The 16,461-nt window shown below is 66.7% G+C and carries 26 protein-coding genes; 15 read left to right on the top strand and 11 right to left on the bottom strand.

All coding sequences use genetic code 11. The features are described 5' to 3' along the window. The first annotated feature begins 42 nt into the window (after positions 1–42). From Hhyl6_RS03375 to Hhyl6_RS03355, 5 genes are all read left to right on the top strand, one after another. Positions 43–633: a DUF7509 family protein gene (locus tag Hhyl6_RS03375; protein ID WP_483737813.1), complete on the top strand. Its 591-nt coding sequence runs from the start codon at positions 43–45 to the stop codon at positions 631–633. A gap of 165 nt (positions 634–798) precedes the next feature. After that, positions 799–1,191, top strand: coding sequence for a nascent polypeptide-associated complex protein (locus Hhyl6_RS03370; RefSeq protein ID WP_483737812.1), 393 nt, complete (start codon positions 799–801; stop codon positions 1,189–1,191). 1 nt (position 1,192) lies between these two features. Beyond that, entirely contained in the window at positions 1,193–1,915 is a 723-nt protein-coding gene (locus Hhyl6_RS03365; RefSeq protein WP_483737811.1) for a methyltransferase domain-containing protein, read from the top strand. A 77-nt stretch (positions 1,916–1,992) separates the two neighbouring features. After that, positions 1,993–2,202 carry a hypothetical protein gene (locus tag Hhyl6_RS03360; protein WP_483737810.1) on the top strand — a complete coding sequence of 70 codons (210 nt, stop codon included), beginning with the start codon at positions 1,993–1,995 and terminating at the stop codon, positions 2,200–2,202. Beyond that, entirely contained in the window at positions 2,199–2,606 is a 408-nt protein-coding gene (locus Hhyl6_RS03355; protein WP_483737809.1) for a hypothetical protein, read from the top strand. Before Hhyl6_RS03360 ends, Hhyl6_RS03355 begins: the two co-directional genes overlap by 4 nt. Here Hhyl6_RS03355 and Hhyl6_RS03350 read toward each other — a convergent pair. The 3 genes from Hhyl6_RS03350 to Hhyl6_RS03340 are packed head-to-tail and all read right to left on the bottom strand — an operon-like array spanning position 2,587 to position 4,608. Then, positions 2,587–3,198 carry a DUF6517 family protein gene (locus Hhyl6_RS03350; RefSeq protein ID WP_483737808.1) on the bottom strand — a complete coding sequence of 204 codons (612 nt, stop codon included), beginning with the start codon at positions 3,196–3,198 and terminating at the stop codon, positions 2,587–2,589. The genes Hhyl6_RS03355 and Hhyl6_RS03350 overlap by 20 nt on opposite strands. Before the next feature lie 6 nt (positions 3,199–3,204). Beyond that, on the bottom strand, positions 3,205–3,531 hold the full coding sequence (locus Hhyl6_RS03345; protein WP_483737807.1) for a transcription factor S: 327 nt from the start codon (positions 3,529–3,531) through the stop codon (positions 3,205–3,207). 48 nt (positions 3,532–3,579) lie between these two features. Further along, positions 3,580–4,608, bottom strand: a complete 1,029-nt coding sequence (locus tag Hhyl6_RS03340) for a cell division protein CdpA domain-containing protein (protein WP_483737806.1) — start codon at positions 4,606–4,608, stop codon at positions 3,580–3,582. 140 nt (positions 4,609–4,748) lie between these two features. On the opposite strand from Hhyl6_RS03340, the gene Hhyl6_RS03335 reads away from it, so the two are divergent. Next, entirely contained in the window at positions 4,749–5,033 is a 285-nt protein-coding gene (locus tag Hhyl6_RS03335; protein WP_483737805.1) for a DUF5789 family protein, read from the top strand. Here Hhyl6_RS03335 and Hhyl6_RS03330 read toward each other — a convergent pair whose 3' ends face one another. From Hhyl6_RS03330 to nreA, 4 genes are all read right to left on the bottom strand, one after another. Beyond that, positions 5,034–5,258, bottom strand: coding sequence for a hypothetical protein (locus Hhyl6_RS03330; protein WP_483737804.1), 225 nt, complete (start codon positions 5,256–5,258; stop codon positions 5,034–5,036). It abuts the gene before it with no gap. Between the two features lie 42 nt (positions 5,259–5,300). Next, the gene (locus tag Hhyl6_RS03325) at positions 5,301–5,474 is read right to left on the bottom strand and encodes a hypothetical protein (protein ID WP_483737803.1); all 174 of its coding nucleotides are present in this window, start codon (positions 5,472–5,474) and stop codon (positions 5,301–5,303) included. A 78-nt stretch (positions 5,475–5,552) separates the two neighbouring features. Further along, complete coding sequence (locus tag Hhyl6_RS03320) at positions 5,553–5,735, bottom strand: hypothetical protein (protein WP_483737802.1); 183 nt, start codon at positions 5,733–5,735, stop codon at positions 5,553–5,555. Positions 5,736–5,785: 50 nt separating this feature from the next. Next, on the bottom strand, positions 5,786–7,081 hold the full coding sequence (nreA, locus tag Hhyl6_RS03315; RefSeq protein ID WP_483737801.1) for a DNA repair protein NreA: 1,296 nt from the start codon (positions 7,079–7,081) through the stop codon (positions 5,786–5,788). 101 nt (positions 7,082–7,182) lie between these two features. Between nreA and Hhyl6_RS03310 the strand changes: the two genes are divergently transcribed. From Hhyl6_RS03310 to Hhyl6_RS03300, 3 genes are all read left to right on the top strand, one after another. Then, positions 7,183–7,578 (top strand): hypothetical protein, encoded by a 396-nt coding sequence (locus Hhyl6_RS03310; protein ID WP_483737800.1) that lies wholly within the window; start codon positions 7,183–7,185, stop codon positions 7,576–7,578. A gap of 62 nt (positions 7,579–7,640) precedes the next feature. Beyond that, positions 7,641–8,237: a ribonuclease HI gene (gene rnhA, locus Hhyl6_RS03305; RefSeq protein WP_483737799.1), complete on the top strand. Its 597-nt coding sequence runs from the start codon at positions 7,641–7,643 to the stop codon at positions 8,235–8,237. Beyond that, positions 8,230–8,784 carry a DUF7108 family protein gene (locus tag Hhyl6_RS03300; protein ID WP_483737798.1) on the top strand — a complete coding sequence of 185 codons (555 nt, stop codon included), beginning with the start codon at positions 8,230–8,232 and terminating at the stop codon, positions 8,782–8,784. The genes rnhA and Hhyl6_RS03300 overlap by 8 nt, the downstream gene beginning before the upstream one ends. Before the next feature lie 5 nt (positions 8,785–8,789). On the opposite strand, the gene Hhyl6_RS03295 is transcribed toward Hhyl6_RS03300, so the two are convergent. Next, positions 8,790–9,149, bottom strand: a complete 360-nt coding sequence (locus Hhyl6_RS03295; protein ID WP_483737797.1) for a PadR family transcriptional regulator — start codon at positions 9,147–9,149, stop codon at positions 8,790–8,792. A 260-nt stretch (positions 9,150–9,409) separates the two neighbouring features. On the opposite strand from Hhyl6_RS03295, the gene Hhyl6_RS03290 reads away from it, so the two are divergent. From Hhyl6_RS03290 to Hhyl6_RS03280, 3 genes are all read left to right on the top strand, one after another. Then, the gene (locus tag Hhyl6_RS03290) at positions 9,410–9,943 is read left to right on the top strand and encodes an inorganic diphosphatase (protein ID WP_483737796.1); all 534 of its coding nucleotides are present in this window, start codon (positions 9,410–9,412) and stop codon (positions 9,941–9,943) included. A 174-nt stretch (positions 9,944–10,117) separates the two neighbouring features. Then, entirely contained in the window at positions 10,118–10,243 is a 126-nt protein-coding gene (locus tag Hhyl6_RS03285) for a hypothetical protein (protein ID WP_483737795.1), read from the top strand. Between the two features lie 85 nt (positions 10,244–10,328). Next, on the top strand, positions 10,329–11,672 hold the full coding sequence (locus Hhyl6_RS03280; protein WP_483737794.1) for an alkaline phosphatase family protein: 1,344 nt from the start codon (positions 10,329–10,331) through the stop codon (positions 11,670–11,672). Between the two features lie 61 nt (positions 11,673–11,733). Here the strand turns inward: Hhyl6_RS03280 and Hhyl6_RS03275 are convergent, their stop codons facing one another. Beyond that, positions 11,734–12,807 carry a tubulin/FtsZ family protein gene (locus Hhyl6_RS03275; protein WP_483737793.1) on the bottom strand — a complete coding sequence of 358 codons (1,074 nt, stop codon included), beginning with the start codon at positions 12,805–12,807 and terminating at the stop codon, positions 11,734–11,736. Positions 12,808–12,903: 96 nt separating this feature from the next. Further along, positions 12,904–13,182 (bottom strand): MarR family transcriptional regulator, encoded by a 279-nt coding sequence (locus Hhyl6_RS03270; RefSeq protein WP_483737792.1) that lies wholly within the window; start codon positions 13,180–13,182, stop codon positions 12,904–12,906. 140 nt (positions 13,183–13,322) lie between these two features. On the opposite strand from Hhyl6_RS03270, the gene Hhyl6_RS03265 reads away from it, so the two are divergent. Next, positions 13,323–13,847, top strand: coding sequence for a type II toxin-antitoxin system RatA family toxin (locus Hhyl6_RS03265; RefSeq protein ID WP_483737791.1), 525 nt, complete (start codon positions 13,323–13,325; stop codon positions 13,845–13,847). A 19-nt stretch (positions 13,848–13,866) separates the two neighbouring features. Here Hhyl6_RS03265 and Hhyl6_RS03260 read toward each other — a convergent pair whose 3' ends face one another. Beyond that, on the bottom strand, positions 13,867–14,622 hold the full coding sequence (locus Hhyl6_RS03260; protein ID WP_483737790.1) for a halocyanin domain-containing protein: 756 nt from the start codon (positions 14,620–14,622) through the stop codon (positions 13,867–13,869). A gap of 152 nt (positions 14,623–14,774) precedes the next feature. On the opposite strand from Hhyl6_RS03260, the gene Hhyl6_RS03255 reads away from it, so the two are divergent. Both Hhyl6_RS03255 and Hhyl6_RS03250 read left to right on the top strand, forming a co-directional pair. Further along, positions 14,775–15,566 carry an aldo/keto reductase gene (locus Hhyl6_RS03255; protein ID WP_483739663.1) on the top strand — a complete coding sequence of 264 codons (792 nt, stop codon included), beginning with the start codon at positions 14,775–14,777 and terminating at the stop codon, positions 15,564–15,566. A gap of 128 nt (positions 15,567–15,694) precedes the next feature. Continuing rightward, complete coding sequence (locus Hhyl6_RS03250; protein ID WP_483737789.1) at positions 15,695–16,435, top strand: hypothetical protein; 741 nt, start codon at positions 15,695–15,697, stop codon at positions 16,433–16,435. Positions 16,436–16,461: the final 26 nt, after the last annotated feature.

Below are 16,461 nucleotides of genomic sequence, written 5' to 3'. Positions count from 1 at the left end.
GTAATCCGGCGTTTTATGTATTGACCGCGTGTCGAGAGCGGTATGCGAGCCCGTATCAAATCGTCGCTCGGGGAGGTGGCCTACGGCGACTTCCTCCTCTATCTGATGGGGCCGTACACGACCTTCGACGTGGACGCGATGGTCCCCGAAGGGATGGACCCCGCCGACGTGTCGCTCCCGGCGGCGAGTGCCTCGGACGACGAACTGGACGAGATGATGGCGACGCTCCGTCGCGTGCAGGGCCGCCTGCGCGAGGACCCCGGCGTCAACGCGTTTCTGGCCGTCGACCCGGGGGTTCCCCTCGCGGAGATGGACGCCGCCAGCCAGAGCATCGCCTTCGCCCGGGCCAGCAACGCGACGCTGTTCGTCGTCCCCCGACTGGGCGACAAACTGGGCGTCGGGATGGAGGTGGGGTCGGTGCTGGAGGACTTGGACGCCACCGACCGCCAGCGGGTGCTGTTCGCCCACGAGGAGGACGTCTCCAGCGCGATGATTCGCAGTATCGGCCAGCGATGGGACGCCCGCGTCGTCAGTTACGCCGACGAAGACGAGTTGCTGGACGAGGTTCGGCAGTTCGTCGCCGACCTGATGAACCGCGAACTGTACGGCGACCTGCCGCGGAAGACGACCTGACGAGGCCACGTTTCGACGTTCGCTCTCACGGTGCCAAATTCGGGACCACTCCGTTACCGACCACCAGATACCCCCCTCAGGTAGCTCGAGCGAGTGAACGAGCCGTCCGCCTCGATTCGAGGGTGGGTCGCTAGCCTTTTTTATCCAGAACGCGCACTCCGGAGTATGTTTGGAGGAGGCGGCGGGGGCATGAACCCTCGCAAGATGAAGCAGATGATGGAACAGATGGGCATCGACATGGACGACATCGATGCCGAGGAAGTAATCATCCGGACGCCCGACGAGGAACTGGTCTTCACGGACGCGGAGGTCCAGTTGATGGAGGCACAGGGCCAGAAGACCTACCAGGTAGTCGGCGAACCGGAGTCCCGCGAGCGTGACGCCGGGAGCGAGAGCGAAGCGGACTCGTCCGACGAGGCGGAGGACGAGGGGAACGTCGTCGACGCGGACGACGTGGAACTGGTCGCCATGCGGACGGGCGTGGACGAGGAGACGGCGCGCGAGGCCCTCGAAGAGGCCGACGGCGACCTCGCCGACGCCGTCGACAAACTGGAGTAGCGTGTCCTATCTGTTCGTCCACGAGGACCGCGAGTACCTGCTGGACCCGGGCGAGCGCTTCGAGTCGGACCTCGGCATTCTAGAGGTTCCGGAGGACGTCGAACCCGGCGACGTCGTGGAGACGCATCTGGGAACCGGCTTCACGGTGCGCCGCCTCCGCGGGCCGGACCTGTTCAACCACCTCGAACGGACCGGCGCGCCGATGATGCCGCGCGATGTCGGCCTCGTCGTGGGCAAGACCGGCGTCGCGTCGGGCGACCGGGTTCTGGACGCGGGGACCGGGACGGGCATCCTCAGCGCATACATGGGACGACTCGGTGCGGACGTGGTGACCTACGAGATAGACCCCGAGTTCGCCGAGGTGGCCCGCGAGAACATGACTCTCGCTGGCGTCGACGACACCGTGGAGGTGCGGACCGGCGACGTGACCGAGGACCTGGACGACCTCTCCGGGTTCGACGTCGTCACGCTGGACACCGAGGACGCCCCCACCGTCGTCGAGCGGACGCCGACCCTACTGGAGCGAGGCGGGTCGCTCGCGGTGTACTCGCCGTTCGTCGAGAACACCCGCGCGGCCGTCGAAGCGGCCGAGGCGGTCGGTCTCGAACACGTCGAGACGCTCGACACCATCCAGCGCGAGATGGACTTCGACGCCCGGGGCTCGCGCCCCTCCACGGGCGGGGTCGGCCACACGGGCTACCTCACGTTCGCCCGCCGACCCTGAAATTTCAGGCACTCTCTCCTCGCTCGTCTCTCGCTGGACCGTGGTTTCAAGCCCCAGCGACGCGTACGACCGCCCGTATGAGCGACGCCGAGGCTCCCGACGAGACGACGACGTGGCCAGAACTGGCCATCGGTCTGTACGACCGACTCACGGGGCGCAACGCGGAGATAACCTACGAGTTCGAGGACATGGCTATCGACGTTCCGAGCAAGACGGGCGAGGACCCCGAGTACGCCCACTGGCGTATCGACGGCACGCTCACCGTCACGACCCGAGAGAACGAGTGACCGCCACCACCGAGCGACGGGACCGCGAGCCAATCGAGACGGTCGCGGAGCTACTGGACGAACTAGAGGACCGGCCGTCGCTGGGGGTAGAGGCCGACCTGACCGTCGAGATGGACGGTCACGGCGTCGGCGTCGTCGGTTACGATGACGTCGTGGCGGTGGACCTCCCCTCACTGCCCGCCGCCGCCTCGCTGTGGCGGTCGCTCCCTGTCGAGTCGATGGACGTCGCCGCCGTGCTGGCCTCCGTCGGCCTGACGGCCGAACTGCAGGTTCGCGGCGTCCCGGTCGCACGTATCGGGGACGACGCCGTCCCGGGCGCGGTGGCTCGACGTCTCGGACTCGGGCCCGTCGAACTCCTGCCGGAAGGGCCGCTGCTGGCCGCCCTCACTCGACGGCGCGGATGAGCGAGAGCAGTTCGTCGCGGTACTCGCGCGGTCGGCGGGAGAGCGGGTCCGGCGGGTCCGCGACGCCGAGAATCGACGCCACGGCGTCGTTCGGGTAGGCGCCGGCGGCGATGCGGAACCCGTCGTCGTGCCAGACGCCGACCCACCCGGTTATCGACAGCGTCGCATCGACCGCCGGCAGCGGCAGGGACGCCGTGTAGGTGCGGAGACGTGCGCGAGCGCCGCTGTCCGTTCGAGTCCGTTCCCGCCGGCCCCGGTCTACGTCCTGGAACCCGCGGTCGCGCAGTTCGTCGGCGAACGTCGAGTTGGCTTCCGAGCGGACGGTCGGGAGAATCATCGCCGGGCCGATACCCGGCGCGAGCGGGGGGCGAAACGTCAGCGCCGTCGCGAAGAAGAAGCGCCACTGTTGGTCTACGCCGGCGGCCGTCTCGGCCGCCTCCCGGGTGCGCACGTCGTCGTAGAGCCTCGTGGCGCCGGCGACGCTGGCCGTCGGCAGTTGGAACACCGTCTCGACGCGCTCGTCGGTCAGTTCCCACCCGCCGTCGGTCAACCGTGCCGAGGGAACGTCCGGGAACGAGGCGTCGTCGGACACGTTAGCTCAGTGGTCGTCCTCCCGCCACTTGTGCTCGCACTCGGTGCAGGTGAAAAAGCGCGTCTCGGACTCGTCGGCGGCGCGAATCTGCTTCATCTCGTAGAAGGCTCGTTCGTTGCCACACTCCGGACAGCGGGCGTTGGTCGTCGGTCCCATGTCCGCCGCGTCCACCTCCGAGGTGTCCACGACTTCCGACTCCTCTTGGCCCTGCGTGGTGACGGCCATCTCCTGTTCGGCGTCGGCGTTGCGCGGCTTCTCGTAGCCGCAACTCTCACAGAGCCACATGTCGCCCTCTGTCTTCATCATCGAACCGCAGTCGTCGCAGAACTCCATTGTTGTCCTCCCTAGGCAACGCGCCCCTGTTAAACGCCCGGGTTCGGGTCAGTCGTTGTTGACCCACGCCGGACACGGTTCCATGTCGTCCAACAGGTCCTCGTGGAACGTGCAGTACGGTTCGATGTCGTCGCCGTCCATCACGTACTGGAAGTGTCGGCAGTTCCCGCAGTAGTTGTCCGGTTCGCCGCGGTGGACCGCCGTCTCCGTGATGGGGTCCTGTCCCGTGTGGGGGGTCGTCCCGCCGTCAGTGCTGGGTGCGGACTCCGGACCGGCGTTGGCGATAGCGGGGTCCAAGTCGCGCTCGGAGGGGCCGATTTGCCGAGACCGGGCGGTCTCGCTGTCGGTCGAGGCGCGGTCGGTCGCTCGTCCGTCCGGGGACTGCGGTTCGCTCGGACTGTCCGTCCCGGAACGGGTGCCGCCGGGGGCACCGAGCACCTCGCTGCCGTCGCCGCCGTCGCTGACGGTGCTTCGGCCCTCGTCACGGCGGTTGGTCTGGGTCTCGACGCCGCCGTCCGGGTCGTCTCCGAAGAACCCGATGCCGCCCATGCCGGGTATCGAGCGGGCCTCCTCGACGAGTTTGATGGTGCCCTCCTCGGTCACTTCCATCTTGGCCGTTCCGCCCGGCGACTTGCGGGTGTTGAACGTCGCCAGCGCCGCGAACAGACACCAGAACGTGGTCAGGACGCCCGTGAGGTAGACGATGCTAGTCCCGAGCGCCTGCAGGGGCGCGTTCGTCATCCAGTCGTACGGATAGATGTGCTGGAACACGGCGACGCCGAGGAGGGCGACGGTAGCGCCGAGAACGGCCGTCGCCCGAATCCGCCGGCTGGCGGGTAACACGGCGAAGACGCCGAGGACGACGGACGGGAGTCCGACCCCTGCGACGACGCCGGCCACCTCACGGGCGGCGTAGTCACCGAGGCCCACCGAGGCCCCCACGTCCGTCGTCGCCAGCGCGATAGCGGCGACGAGTCCGGCGACCCCCGCGAGGAACAGCCCGGACCCGACGAGCTGTTGACGGCGCGACGCGACGCGCCCGACTTCCCCCTCGTACACGTCCGTCAGACTGGTCATAGGGGCCTCTAGAACGCCGTTCCTCAAAACTACCCGTCAGACGGACGCATGACGCGAGCGCGTGTGGTGGGAGGGAGACGGCGACAGCGGTCCGCTCGCATTCCGAAAGCACTAATCGGGGCGGCGGGAACAGTTCGGGTATGAGCGACGACGAGAGCGAAGAGGAGGCGCCGGCCGTCGAACTCGGTGAGGGGCCGGACGTCGAGGGGGCACCGCTCGCCCGCGTCACCGCGCGGCTCACGTGGGGCATCGAACACAGCACAATCGTCGAGCGAGAGGGCGACACCACCGTCAGGACGCCCGACGGGCCCCGAGAACTGGCCGCGGTCATGGAGGAGGTAGACGAACCGTACTTCGCGGACCGCCACGAGTTCGAGGCCGCCGTCCGAGAGGTCATCGGCACCGGGCCGGTCCCGACCGAGTGACTACGTCGAGTCGCCCTCGGACTGTGCGTCTTCTGACGCCGTCTCCGTCGTGTCTACCGTCGGGTCCGCCTCCGTTCCGACGAAATCCTTTCGGTCGCCCCACTGGTCGCGAGTGAGATACAGGGCGATACCGAGGACGACGAGGACGGGAATCACCATCGCCGCGAGGAGGAGGGCGACGACGAGCATGCCGCCCGGACCGATGCCCTGCAGTAGCGGGTACATGGCGGGGCGTAGCACGGGCGGGCTAAAACAGCTTTTGAGACGCTATCGCATGTTCTCCAGCGACCGAACGGTGTCGGAGATGAGCCACGCCGTCTCGACGTCGGGCGACTCGATGCTGAGCGCACAGAACGAGTCACGGCCGTCGTCGACGGTGATGTGGTAGGCCTGACTCGTCAACTCTTGGGCCGGGCCGGCGTCTGCTGGCTGAGGGGACACAGTAGACACTCACGGATTCCGACGGTTAAACCAGTCGATTCTGGCCGTAGCGGGCGTGAGACGCCGACTCACTGTCTCCTACTCGACACGCTCTGTCCCGTCGCCGTCGGTCACCTCGGCGCGACCGCGTCGCTTTCCGAACAGGTACGCGCCGACGACGAGGGCAAGGGGGAGTACCAGAAACGGGACCATCATCAGGAGGAGGACGACCAATTCGACTCCGCCGGGGAGGCCCGGAAATAGTAGGAGTGGAGGGCTCATACCGGGGTGTAACACCAGCGCGAATGTAATGGTTGTCGCTTCTACCGACCTCAGAAGTCCGAGAGCTGTGACTGAAGACCGGCGACGAGTTCGGACTTCCGCCGGAGCGCTCCGACGCTGACCGGCAGTTGGTCGCTCACGGCCGAGAGCGTCTCGCGGAACGACTGGCCGACGCCGGGTTCGCCGTCGAAGGCGTTCCGGACCCCTTCCCGGACCTGCCAGACGCCGACGGGTGCCCAGTAGTCGTCGGTAATCTCCCGGAGGACGAGACACTTGGCCTGTCGGCCCCGCTCCTGGAGGTGTTCGAGGACGCCCAGTCGGGCCGCGTAGTACGCGCCGGCCGTCTCCTCTACGTACCCAGTGCGCCCCTCGTAGCCCTCGTAGGCGCTCGACATGTAGTAGCCCGTCTCGGGCCGGGGGTTCCAGACGCTCTGAGGTGCCTTCATCTCGACCAGTTCGAACTCCCAGCGACCCGGCGCCAGCAGTACCCAGTAGCGGTTCCCCATGTACTCGTTGTACCACACCTCCGGTTTGTCGATGGTGTCGCTGTTGCGCGTCGTCCCGCGGAGGTACTGACCGACGGTGTCGTCGACGGCGGTGATAGACCACCGCGTCGGCACGAGCGACCGCTCGCTGGCCTGTCCCAGCGCCCCGGCCGAGAGGATGGTGTTGATGTCGTAGACGTCGAAACCGCGCCGGTAGAGGTACGTCATCGCTCCCTCTGCCTGCCAGTCGTCGTCCGAGAGGGTCTTCTCGACGGGTTTGGGGACGTGTGGGTTCTCCGCGAGGTCCGCGCCGGTCGCGTGGGCGCGCGGTCCAGTCGGAGTCCCCACGTCGTCGAACTGCACGTCGAGTTCGGGGGTGCCGTCCAGTCCGACCTCGACGTCCACCGGGTGGTCGGCGATGGCCACCTCTCGCTGGACGCCGACGAACCCGTTCCACACGTCGTAGGCCCCGCCGGCGTCGCTCCCGCGGCGACCGCCCGTACTCACGGCGTCTACGGCGGTCGGTCGGGTCGAGTTGAGCATCCCCGTCCGCCGCTGGAGGACGTCCTCGATGCCGAGGCCAGCGTCGTACCAGTCACTGCTCGTGGCGAACCCCTCGGCGGCGGCGTCCCTGTCGACGGGCGAGAGCAGGCCCGTCGAGACGTTCGGGTAGCCAGACCGGCCGACGAATATCTCCGGAGCCGTCGAGCCAAAGAGTGAGTCCCCCTGTACCGTCTCCTGAAACTGTCGCTCGACGTCTTCGAGATGGTCGGTGATGGCGTAGGACTTCTCCTCGGCGAGGCGGCGCTTCTCGGCGGCCTCGTCGCGTTCGAACCCCTCGATGAACTCGTCGAGCTGCATCTATCCCGGGTTCGTCCCTGCCGGGCATGAACCTGTCCCTACCGAACCTACGTGAACAAGTATTACGTAGTTGGACTGAGTAACAACGGGTGATATAAATCATGGTGAACACAACGAAGTGGTTCGGGTTAGCCGCGACGGTCGCCAGCGTCGTCGTCGTCTTCCTGCCAGCGGTGTTTCAGGTGCCGCACACGCAGGCGCTCACGAACCTTCTGGTCGGGGAAATCAGTGCCATCGCCGTCGGCCACACGGCCTATCGAGCGGCGTCCGGCAAGCAGGCGGTACCGCTCGCGGCGGTGGCGGCCGTCGTCTGTGGCGCCCTCCTGATGCTCTCGCCCATCGTCCTGTACGCCGTCGACCCGTTCCTGACGATAATGCTCGGCCTCGGCCTCGTCGTGGCCGTCGGTGGCGGGGCAGCCATCGTCGACCGGTACGTCGGCGGCGAAGAAGGGCGCCAGTCGGGCGCTCAGCGCATCGCCAAGCGCGCCGGTAACTGAACGCGAACCACCGACCGAACAGACCGCAACCGTTTTTGCGACTGCCGGGTCCTTCTCCGACAATGCCGGTCATCGAGTGCGACGAGGCTGCCGCCCGAGAGACGCTGACCGAGGCTGGCGTCACCGTCGAGTCGGGTAACACCGAGCACGAGCGCTGGCGCGCCGAATACGGCGGTTCGACGGCTGTCGCCTACCAGGGGAAAGTGGTCGTGCAGGGCGAGGACACCGCCCGTCTCGAAGCCCTCCTTCGCGGCGACGACGGCGGCGGACGGGTCCACGCCTACTTCGACGGGGCCTCCCGCGGCAACCCGGGCCCTGCGTCGGTGGGCTACGTCCTCGTCGACGACAGCGGTATCGTCGCCGAGGGCGGCGAGACCATCGGTCGGGCGACGAACAATCAGGCGGAGTACGCGGCGCTCGTCAAAGCTCTCGAAGTCGCCGCGGAGTACGGCTTCGAGGAGATTCACGTCCGCGGGGACTCCGAACTCATCGTCAAACAGGTCCGCGGCGAGTGGAACACGAACGACCCGGACCTGCGGGAGAAGCGAGTCCGGGTGCGCGAACTGCTGACCCGGTTCGACGACTGGCAGATAGAGCACGTTCCGCGGGAGATAAACGACCGCGCGGACGAACTAGCCAACGACGCACTCGATGACTGACCTGCCATCCGAGACGGCCGACGAGGTCGAACGACTCACCAGACTGGCCCGTGACGCGGTGGACGACGACGAGGCGACCGCCTACCGGGCCGAACGCGCGGCGCTCCTCGACGAGCACGGCTACACCTGTCGGGTCCGCGAGGAGGACACCGGCGACGTCCTCGTCTGTCACCCCGCGGAGTGGGTCGAAGACGGCGTCATCCGGCCGGACCGGGTCGAAGACACCGACCGGGGGGTCGAAATCCGACTCTCTGGGCCGGAAGAACCCGACGAGTGGGACGCGGTCGAGGAACGGAACCGGGAGGTCGTGGCGGCGGTCCGGTCGGACCACGGCCCGGTCCACGCCGACACCGCCGACGCCCTCGCGGACTTCATGAGCAACCACTACGCCAAGTCCATCGCGGACGCGACGCCCGACGAACTGCGGGAGTTCCGCGAGGAGTACTTCCCGCGGAACGTCTGGCCGACCGACGAACAGCAGTCGCTGCTCGAGGAGTCCGTTCGTCTGACCGTCGAAAAAGCCGGTGGTCGGTTACCGGAGCGCTGAGCGGCTTACGCCTGCGAGTCGACGAGGTCGTGGAGTTCGTCGGCCCGGTCGTTCCCCGTGACGAACTTCGAGAACTCCCAACCGAGCTGGTCGAGGACGGCCTCCTTGCCGTCGTCGGTCAGGGAGTACTGGTTCGTCCGCTTGTCGAGTTCGCTCTTCTCGACGAGTCCCATCTCGACGAGGTCGTCGAGGTTGGGGTACAGGCGCCCGTGATTGACTTCGTCGTCGTAGTAGGATTCGAGTTCGCGCTTGATGGCGAGCCCGTACCGTGGCTCCTCGGCCAGGATGACGAGAATGTTCTGCTGGAACGCGGTCAAATCTTTTGCGACGCCGGGGCTACCCTTGATGGATTGTGCCTCTGACATGGTTAGCTAAATGTCATCAAGATATTTAACGCTTGTTAACTCCGACGTGGGAGCGATTACGACCGAGTGACGGGAGTACTCATCTCAGATAGCGAAAAATATCGATAGCGGAGGAAATACAGCCGTTGTACGGAATCAGTCCTCGGTTCCCCGTCGACCGTCTCTGCATCTCTGTGGACGATTCTCGTATAAATCTGTTTCGAGTGCGCCGTGGCGACAACACGAAAGTAACTTTTGCCGGCGCGGCGCAGACGCGGGTGATGACGAACCTCTGGGAAGACCTCGAAACCGGACCGAACCCGCCCGAAGAGATATACGCCGTCGTCGAGTGCCTCAAGGGCGAGCGCAACAAGTACGAGTACGACAAGGACATCCCGGGCGTCATGCTCGACCGGGTCCTGCACAGCAACGTCCACTACCCCAGCGACTACGGGTTCATCCCGCAGAGCTACTACGACGACGAGGACCCCTTCGACGTCCTCGTCCTCGTCGAGGACCAGACGTTCCCCGGCTGTGTCATCGAGGCCCGCCCCGTCGCCCTGATGAAGATGGACGACGACGGCGAACAGGACGACAAGGTCATCGCCGTCCCCACGGAGGACCCACGCTACGACCACATCGAGGACTTGGAGGACATCCCCCAGCAGACCCTCGACGAGATAGACGAGTTCTTCGCGACCTACAAGAACCTCGAAGAGGGCAAAGAAGTCGAGACGCTGGGCTGGGAGGACAAACAGGCCGCGATGGACGCCATCGAGCACGCTCAGGACCTCTACGACGAGCACTTCAACTGAACGGCGCTTCGGTTCCATTCTTTCGCCTCTCCCCCACCGCGGAGCCGCTGGCTCGCCGACCGGAACGCACGAGGATATCCGGACGTATGCTCCCCGATAATACCGGTAGTCGTTGCCGATTATGTATGAGCATGGGTAATCTTTTCAGGGTGGCTCCCGGTAACTGTAGATACGATGGCGACCGACCAATCCGAGGCCGCGTTGACCGACCCCACCGCCGGACCGGAGCGAGAGGACCCCAATCCGCCGGGTATCGCGCACTTGACGGTCGTCCCCGAGAACGCGGAGCGGTCGTCGTAACCGGTCCGCCGCCGCACGGATTGCCGCTTCCCGTGACACGCTCGCGAAAAGAAGCTTCTTGTCCCCGACCGGTCTAACGACGGGCATGGGTCTATTCGACCGTCTGAAAGGCGACGACGCCCCACGGGTCGCCTTCTTCGGCATCGACGGCGTGCCGTACAGCCTCATTTCGGAGCACCCGGACGTCTTCCCGAACCTCACGGAACTCGCGGAGGAGGGGAGCGCCGGCCCCATCAACAGCATCGTCCCGCCGGAGTCCAGCGCCTGTTGGCCCGCCCTGACGACGGGCGTCAACCCCGGTGAAACGGGCGTCTACGGCTTTCAGGACCGCGAAGTCGGGTCCTACGACACGTACGTCCCGATGGGTCGGGACGTACAGGCGACGCGCCTCTGGGACCGGGTCACCGACGAGGGCCGTGACGCGACGGTGCTGAACGTCCCCGTGACGTTCCCGCCCCAGCGCAACGTCCAGCGGATGGTCTCCGGGTTCCTCTCGCCCGGCGTCGACAAGGCCGCGTACCCGGACGAACTGCGCGAGCGCCTCGAATCGACCGACTACCGCATCGACGTCAACGCGAAACTGGGTCACGACGAGGACAAGTCGGCGTTCGTGGAGGACGCCCACGAGACCCTGGAGAAGCGCTACGAGACGTTCTCCCACTACGTCCAGCAGGACGACTGGGACCTCTTCTTCGGCGTGTTCATGACCACCGACCGGGTCAACCACTTCCTGTTCAAGCACTACGAACAGGACGGTGAGTACCAGCAGGAGTTCTTCGACTTCTACAAGCAGGTCGACGAGTACCTCGGGAACCTCCGCGACCAACTCGCCGACGACGTGACGATGGTCGTCGCCTCCGACCACGGGTTCACCTCGCTGGAGTACGAGGTCCACTTCAACGAGTGGCTCGAACAGGAGGGCTGGCTGGAATACGAGACCGAGGACCACTCCGAACTGGGCGACATCAGCGAGGACGCCAAAGCCTACTCGCTCATCCCCGGTCGGTTCTACATCAACCTCGACGGGCGCGAACCCGGCGGGGGCGTCCCAGAGGAGGAGTACGAATCGGTCCGCGCCGACCTGAAGGAGAAACTCGAAGCCCTCGAAGGCCCGAACGGCAACAAGGTCGCGGACCGAGTGGTCACCCGCGAGGACGCGTTCCGCGGCGACCACGACGACATCGCGCCGGACCTCGTCGTCGTCCCGAACCACGGCTTCGACCTCAAGGCCGGGTTCAAGGGCAGTGAGGAAGTGTTCGACGTCGGTCCGCGCAACGGGATGCACTCCTTCGACAACGCGACGCTACTCGTCGACGACGCCGACGCCCGCATCGACGACGCCGACCTCTACGACATCGCGCCGACCATCCTCGACCTGTTGGACCACGACTACGACCGCACCGAGTTCGACGGCAGCAGCTTGGTCTGAGGCGGTCCCGTTTTCGGGCGTCGAGTGGCCGAGCGGTGAACTGCTTCCCTGACCGAACGCCTCAGAGCAGATTGTCGAGGTTCTCGTTGTCGAACTCGTCGGGGTCGACCGACTGTCCCTGCGACTTGGCGGCCTCGTTGGCCTTCTGCATGAACTCGTCGACCCGACCGGAGCGCTCGACGCCCGAGAGGACGACCAGCGCGGCGACTTTGTCCGACCCCAGTGGGAAGTCTCCGCCGCGGACCTCCATGCTGCCCGTCTCGTCTTCGACCCAGCGGCGGGCGCGCTCGATGCCTTTCCGCGAGAGGCGTTCGGGGTCGCCGGCGACGACGAGGAGAGCGGATTCGGCGTCGGTAGCGTTCGGGAGGCTCATGCTCGTCAGGAGGGCGTTGCGGGTGACGCTCGTGATGGTGTTGACGTTCTCGCCGGGGTCCTCGCTGGCCTCCGCGCTCGCGTAGCCGATTGAGGAGATGCCACCGCCGCGGAGGGTGTTGATTATCTCGGAGGAGTCGACGACGCTCTCGCCGACCCCCTCGACGGCCTCGCCGGAGGCCAGCAGGAGGCCCACGCGCTGGGAGATGGCGTCGTTGATGCGTTCGTAGCCCTCGGCGACGCTGTCGCCGCTCCCGCGCCACGCGTCGTTGTCGACGAGCAGGAGCGAGTCTGCCTCGCGGGCGGCGGTCTTGAGCGAGCGACCGGCGTTGGCCTGATACAGACCGCCCTCGTCCTTGCCGGGGAGGATGCCGAGGACGTAGACGGGTATCTCGTAGATGCGCTTGAGTTCGCGGGCCAGCATCGGTGCGCCGCCGGACCCCGTGCCGCCGCCGAGACCGGCGACGACGACGACGGCCTCGGCCTCCGTGGTGATGCGACCGTCGAGGTTGTCCAGTACCTCCGTCGCGTTCTCCTGCATTATCTGTGCGCCGAGTTCGTTGTCGCCACCGACCCCGTGGCCCTTCACCCGGTCTTGGCCGATGAGGGCGGTGTCGATGTCGAGGTTCTGGAGGTCCGGTCTCGCCGTGTTGACCGCCAGCGCGCCGCGGACCGCGTCGAACCCCATCTCGTAGTCGAACTCCGCGAGGGACTGCGTTACTTTCCCTCCCGCCTGTCCGACACCAATCAGGACGACTTTCATGTTCAACGTCTCTGTCGCGGAACTAATCAACGTTGCCCCACCGCGAGGAAAAAACGACGGCACCGGGACGGCCGTGCCCGTGACCGGCGGGAACGGTCACTCGATGCTGAGCGTGTAGATGCGCTTGCGCGCGTCGGCGAAGGAGAACCGGGAGTCGACGACGCCGGCCTCTTCGAGGCGGTTCAGTGCGTACCTGACCGTCCGCGGCGGCAGCAGGGTCTCCTCCGCCAGTTGGCTCTGGGTCAGCGTGTCGTTGTACTCCAGCACCTTCGCGACGAGTTTCGCGCTCGGCGGCAGGTCGCGGACGGCTTCCCAGTCGCCGCCGTCGCCCTCGGGGTCTTCTTCTTCGACGGCCGTGATGTCGGATGCGCTCATGTAGTGACCCTATCGGATACAGGGTAATAATATTTCTTGTTCGTTCTCATGCGCACGAGAAATCTTTCGGCAAGATTGTCGCCCGCGCCGTCGTCGGGTCCGCCCGAAAGTTTACCTCCGGACCCCTCGGCATTGCGGGTGTGGACGAAGTCGAGGTCAGTACGGTGGTGTACGCGCCCCCCGAGGAGATGTACGAGTTCTTGCTGGACTTCCCGGGGTACGCGCGCTACTCGGAGTACATCGACCGGGTCACGCAGGACGGCGACGGGACGCCCGGGACCAACTACGACCTCGTGTTCTCGTGGTGGAAACTCACCTACACCGCACGCTCGGAGGTGACCGGCGTCGAGAGACCGGAGCGCATCGACTGGTGCATCGTCAAGGACATCGACGCCGAGGGGTACTGGCAGGTCGAGGAGGTGTCGGCCCCGGACGGCGTCGACGTCGCCTCCCGGGTCGTCCTCCACATCGAGTTCGACCCCGACTCCGCCTCGTCGGGCGCCGTCGACCTCCCCCGTCTCGTCTCGCTGGACTGGGTCATCGAGAAGGTCAAACCGCTGATTCACAAGGAGGCGACTCGCATCGTCGAACGCGTCGTCGCCGACATCGAGGGCGAACGGCGCGACGTGGACTTGGAGATTCACACGGGACCCGACTCGGTCTGAGCGGGTCCGGCGGCGTCGACTACTCGACGTCGGGGGTCTCGTAGTTGCCGCCGTAGCGGATGAAGAAGTACGCCAGACCGAGCGTCGCGGCCATCACGAACGACGTCGCCACGCCGAGGGTCTTCGCGCTACTCGGCACTTCCGGGGACCCGCCGCCGCCACCGCCACCGCCGCCACCGGTGCTGGCGGTCGGGTAGTCGCTGCCGACGACGATGGCACCCTTCATGCCGAGGCCCTCGTGGGGGACACAGACGTACTTGAAGATGCCGTCGTTCTCGAAGGTGTGCTCGTAGTTGACGCCGGAGGAGGAAGTGGCGCTACCGGAGTCCAGCGGGCCGTCGCCGTCGGACTTGACGTTGTGGCCGCCGCCCTCGCCCGTCCACTCGAACTTCACCGTCGCGCCGTTGTCGACGTGGACGGCGGGCGGGTCGAACGCGAACGCGCCGCCGTTGCCTTCGGCGCCGACGGTGACAGTCACCTCGCTCTTTCCGGTGGCGTCCACCGTCTCGCCGCTGAAGTTCCCGACCCCGCTGAACCAACTGCCGTAGTCCGGCGGGCCGGCGCTCCCGCCGCCACCGCCGCCACCGCCGCCGGAAGTGTTGTTGCCGCCGCTGGTGGCGTTCCCCCCGCTGCTAGAGGTGTTACCGCCGCTGCTGGTGTTGTTGCCGCCGCTCTCCTGTGCAGCCGCCGTCCCTGCGGCAGCCGAGGCCGCGGTGGCCCCTGCGGCGGTCCGCATGAACGCCCGGCGAGACACGTCCGCACTACCGTCTGTCATGGACGGCACTTGGTTGGTCCCCGCCGTGAATATGTCGGTTTCCGACCGACCCCGGTGACCGCTTTCCCGGCCCCTTTTCCGAGTCAGGCGCTTGGGACGACGTGATGTCTCAGCAGGAACTGACGCCCGAGAGCGTCCCGCGCGCGAGTGGCATGCCGATGCTGGGTCTCGGCACGTGGCAGAACGACGACCCCGAGGAGTGTGCGGCGAGCGTCGAGACGGCGCTGGAGACGGGGTACCGCCACGTCGACACGGCACAGGCCTACGGCAACGAGAGCGCCGTCGGTGACGGACTGGCGGCGGCCGACGTGGACCGAGAGGATGTCTTCCTCGCCACGAAGGTCTGGACCTCGAACCTCTCGCACGACGACCTCCTCGACAGCGTCGACGACAGCCTCGACGACCTCGGCGTAGAAGCCGTCGACCTCCTCTACGTCCACTGGCCGGCGGGCGAGTACGGCCCCGAGGAGACGCTGGGCGCACTCGACGAACTGTACGAGCGGGGGTCGATTCACAACGTCGGCGTCTCGAACTTCGAACCGCACCACGTCGAGACGGCCGCGGAGGTACTCGACGCGCCGCTGTTCGCGAATCAGGTGGAGATGCACCCGTTCCTCCAGCAGGAGGAACTCCGGGCACACGCCGGCGAGAACGACTACGAACTGGTCGCGTACTCGCCGCTGGCGCGCGGCGAGGTGTTCGAGAGCGACGTGCTCGCAGACATTGCGGACGACCACGACGTCAGCGCGGCGCAGGTCAGCCTCGCGTGGCTTCGAGCGAAGGGCGTCACGGCCATCCCGAAGGCGACGGGCCGCGACCACATCACGGACAACTGGGCCAGCGCGTCGCTGGAACTCACCGACGAGGAGGTCGCCCGCATCGACGACATCGAGTACACGGACCGCCGCATCAACCCGGACTGGGCACCCGAAGCGTGGGACTGAGCGGGCCGACCGAGGCCCGCTGCTGACGCTCCGCACCGGCCGTACCGCCACGACGTCTCTGTCTCTCGGTTGTCAGGAGAACGCGGCGGCCTGAAACCTTTAACGGTGGGAGGGGTAAACTGGCGGGTATGGCTACAGGGAGCAACGGGGTCGTCGGTGGGATGCGCATCGACCTCAGGCGGTTACACGAGACGTGGATGGAAATCGTCTACCCGCGCCAGCGGGACGCTGGCGACACGGTTCTCGGCACGTGGACGCCGGACTCGCAGTCCGGCATGGTCCTGTATCGGCTGTGGTCGGCCATCGGCGTGCCGGTCGTCGGCCTCGTCTACCCCCTCGTGTTGCTCGGCGCGTTCCTCCGGTTCCAGACGCGCCGCGTCGACGGGACGGCGACGCGCCTCGGCGTCGTCGGCGTCGTCCTCCTCTCGATAGTCGTCTGGGGCGCGCTCACCGCGCTGGCGCGGTACGAACTGGACATGGTCGCCGGCGGCGCTCTCGCTATCGGAATCGCCGGGGGCGTCGCGACGCTGTCGGCGGCGCTCGCCGTCGGCGCGCGGTCTGTGGGCGGCCGCGGGACGACCGTCGCACTCGCCTACCCGTTCGCCATGACGGCCATCTTCCTCCCGCCCGTCGTCGCGGCGCTGTTCTCGAAGACGCTCGCCGCCGTCGTCCTCCCCAACAGCACCGCCCTCGCCCAGTGGTTGCTCGACAACGCTCTCGCACCCATCGGCCTCGCGGACCTGTTCTCGCGGACGTTCGACCTCGAAGGGGCGGCGTACGTGGTGATGTGGGTCGCCATCTCCTTCCCCATCGGGTGGATACTCGGTCTGCTGGTGACCCTCGCGGACTTCGCCCGGCCGACGGAATGACCGCGACGACAACGTTTACGCGGCCC

Source organism: Haloarcula sp. H-hyl6 (genome assembly GCF_056934455.1).
This window is presented reverse-complemented; position numbering and strand designations above follow the sequence as displayed.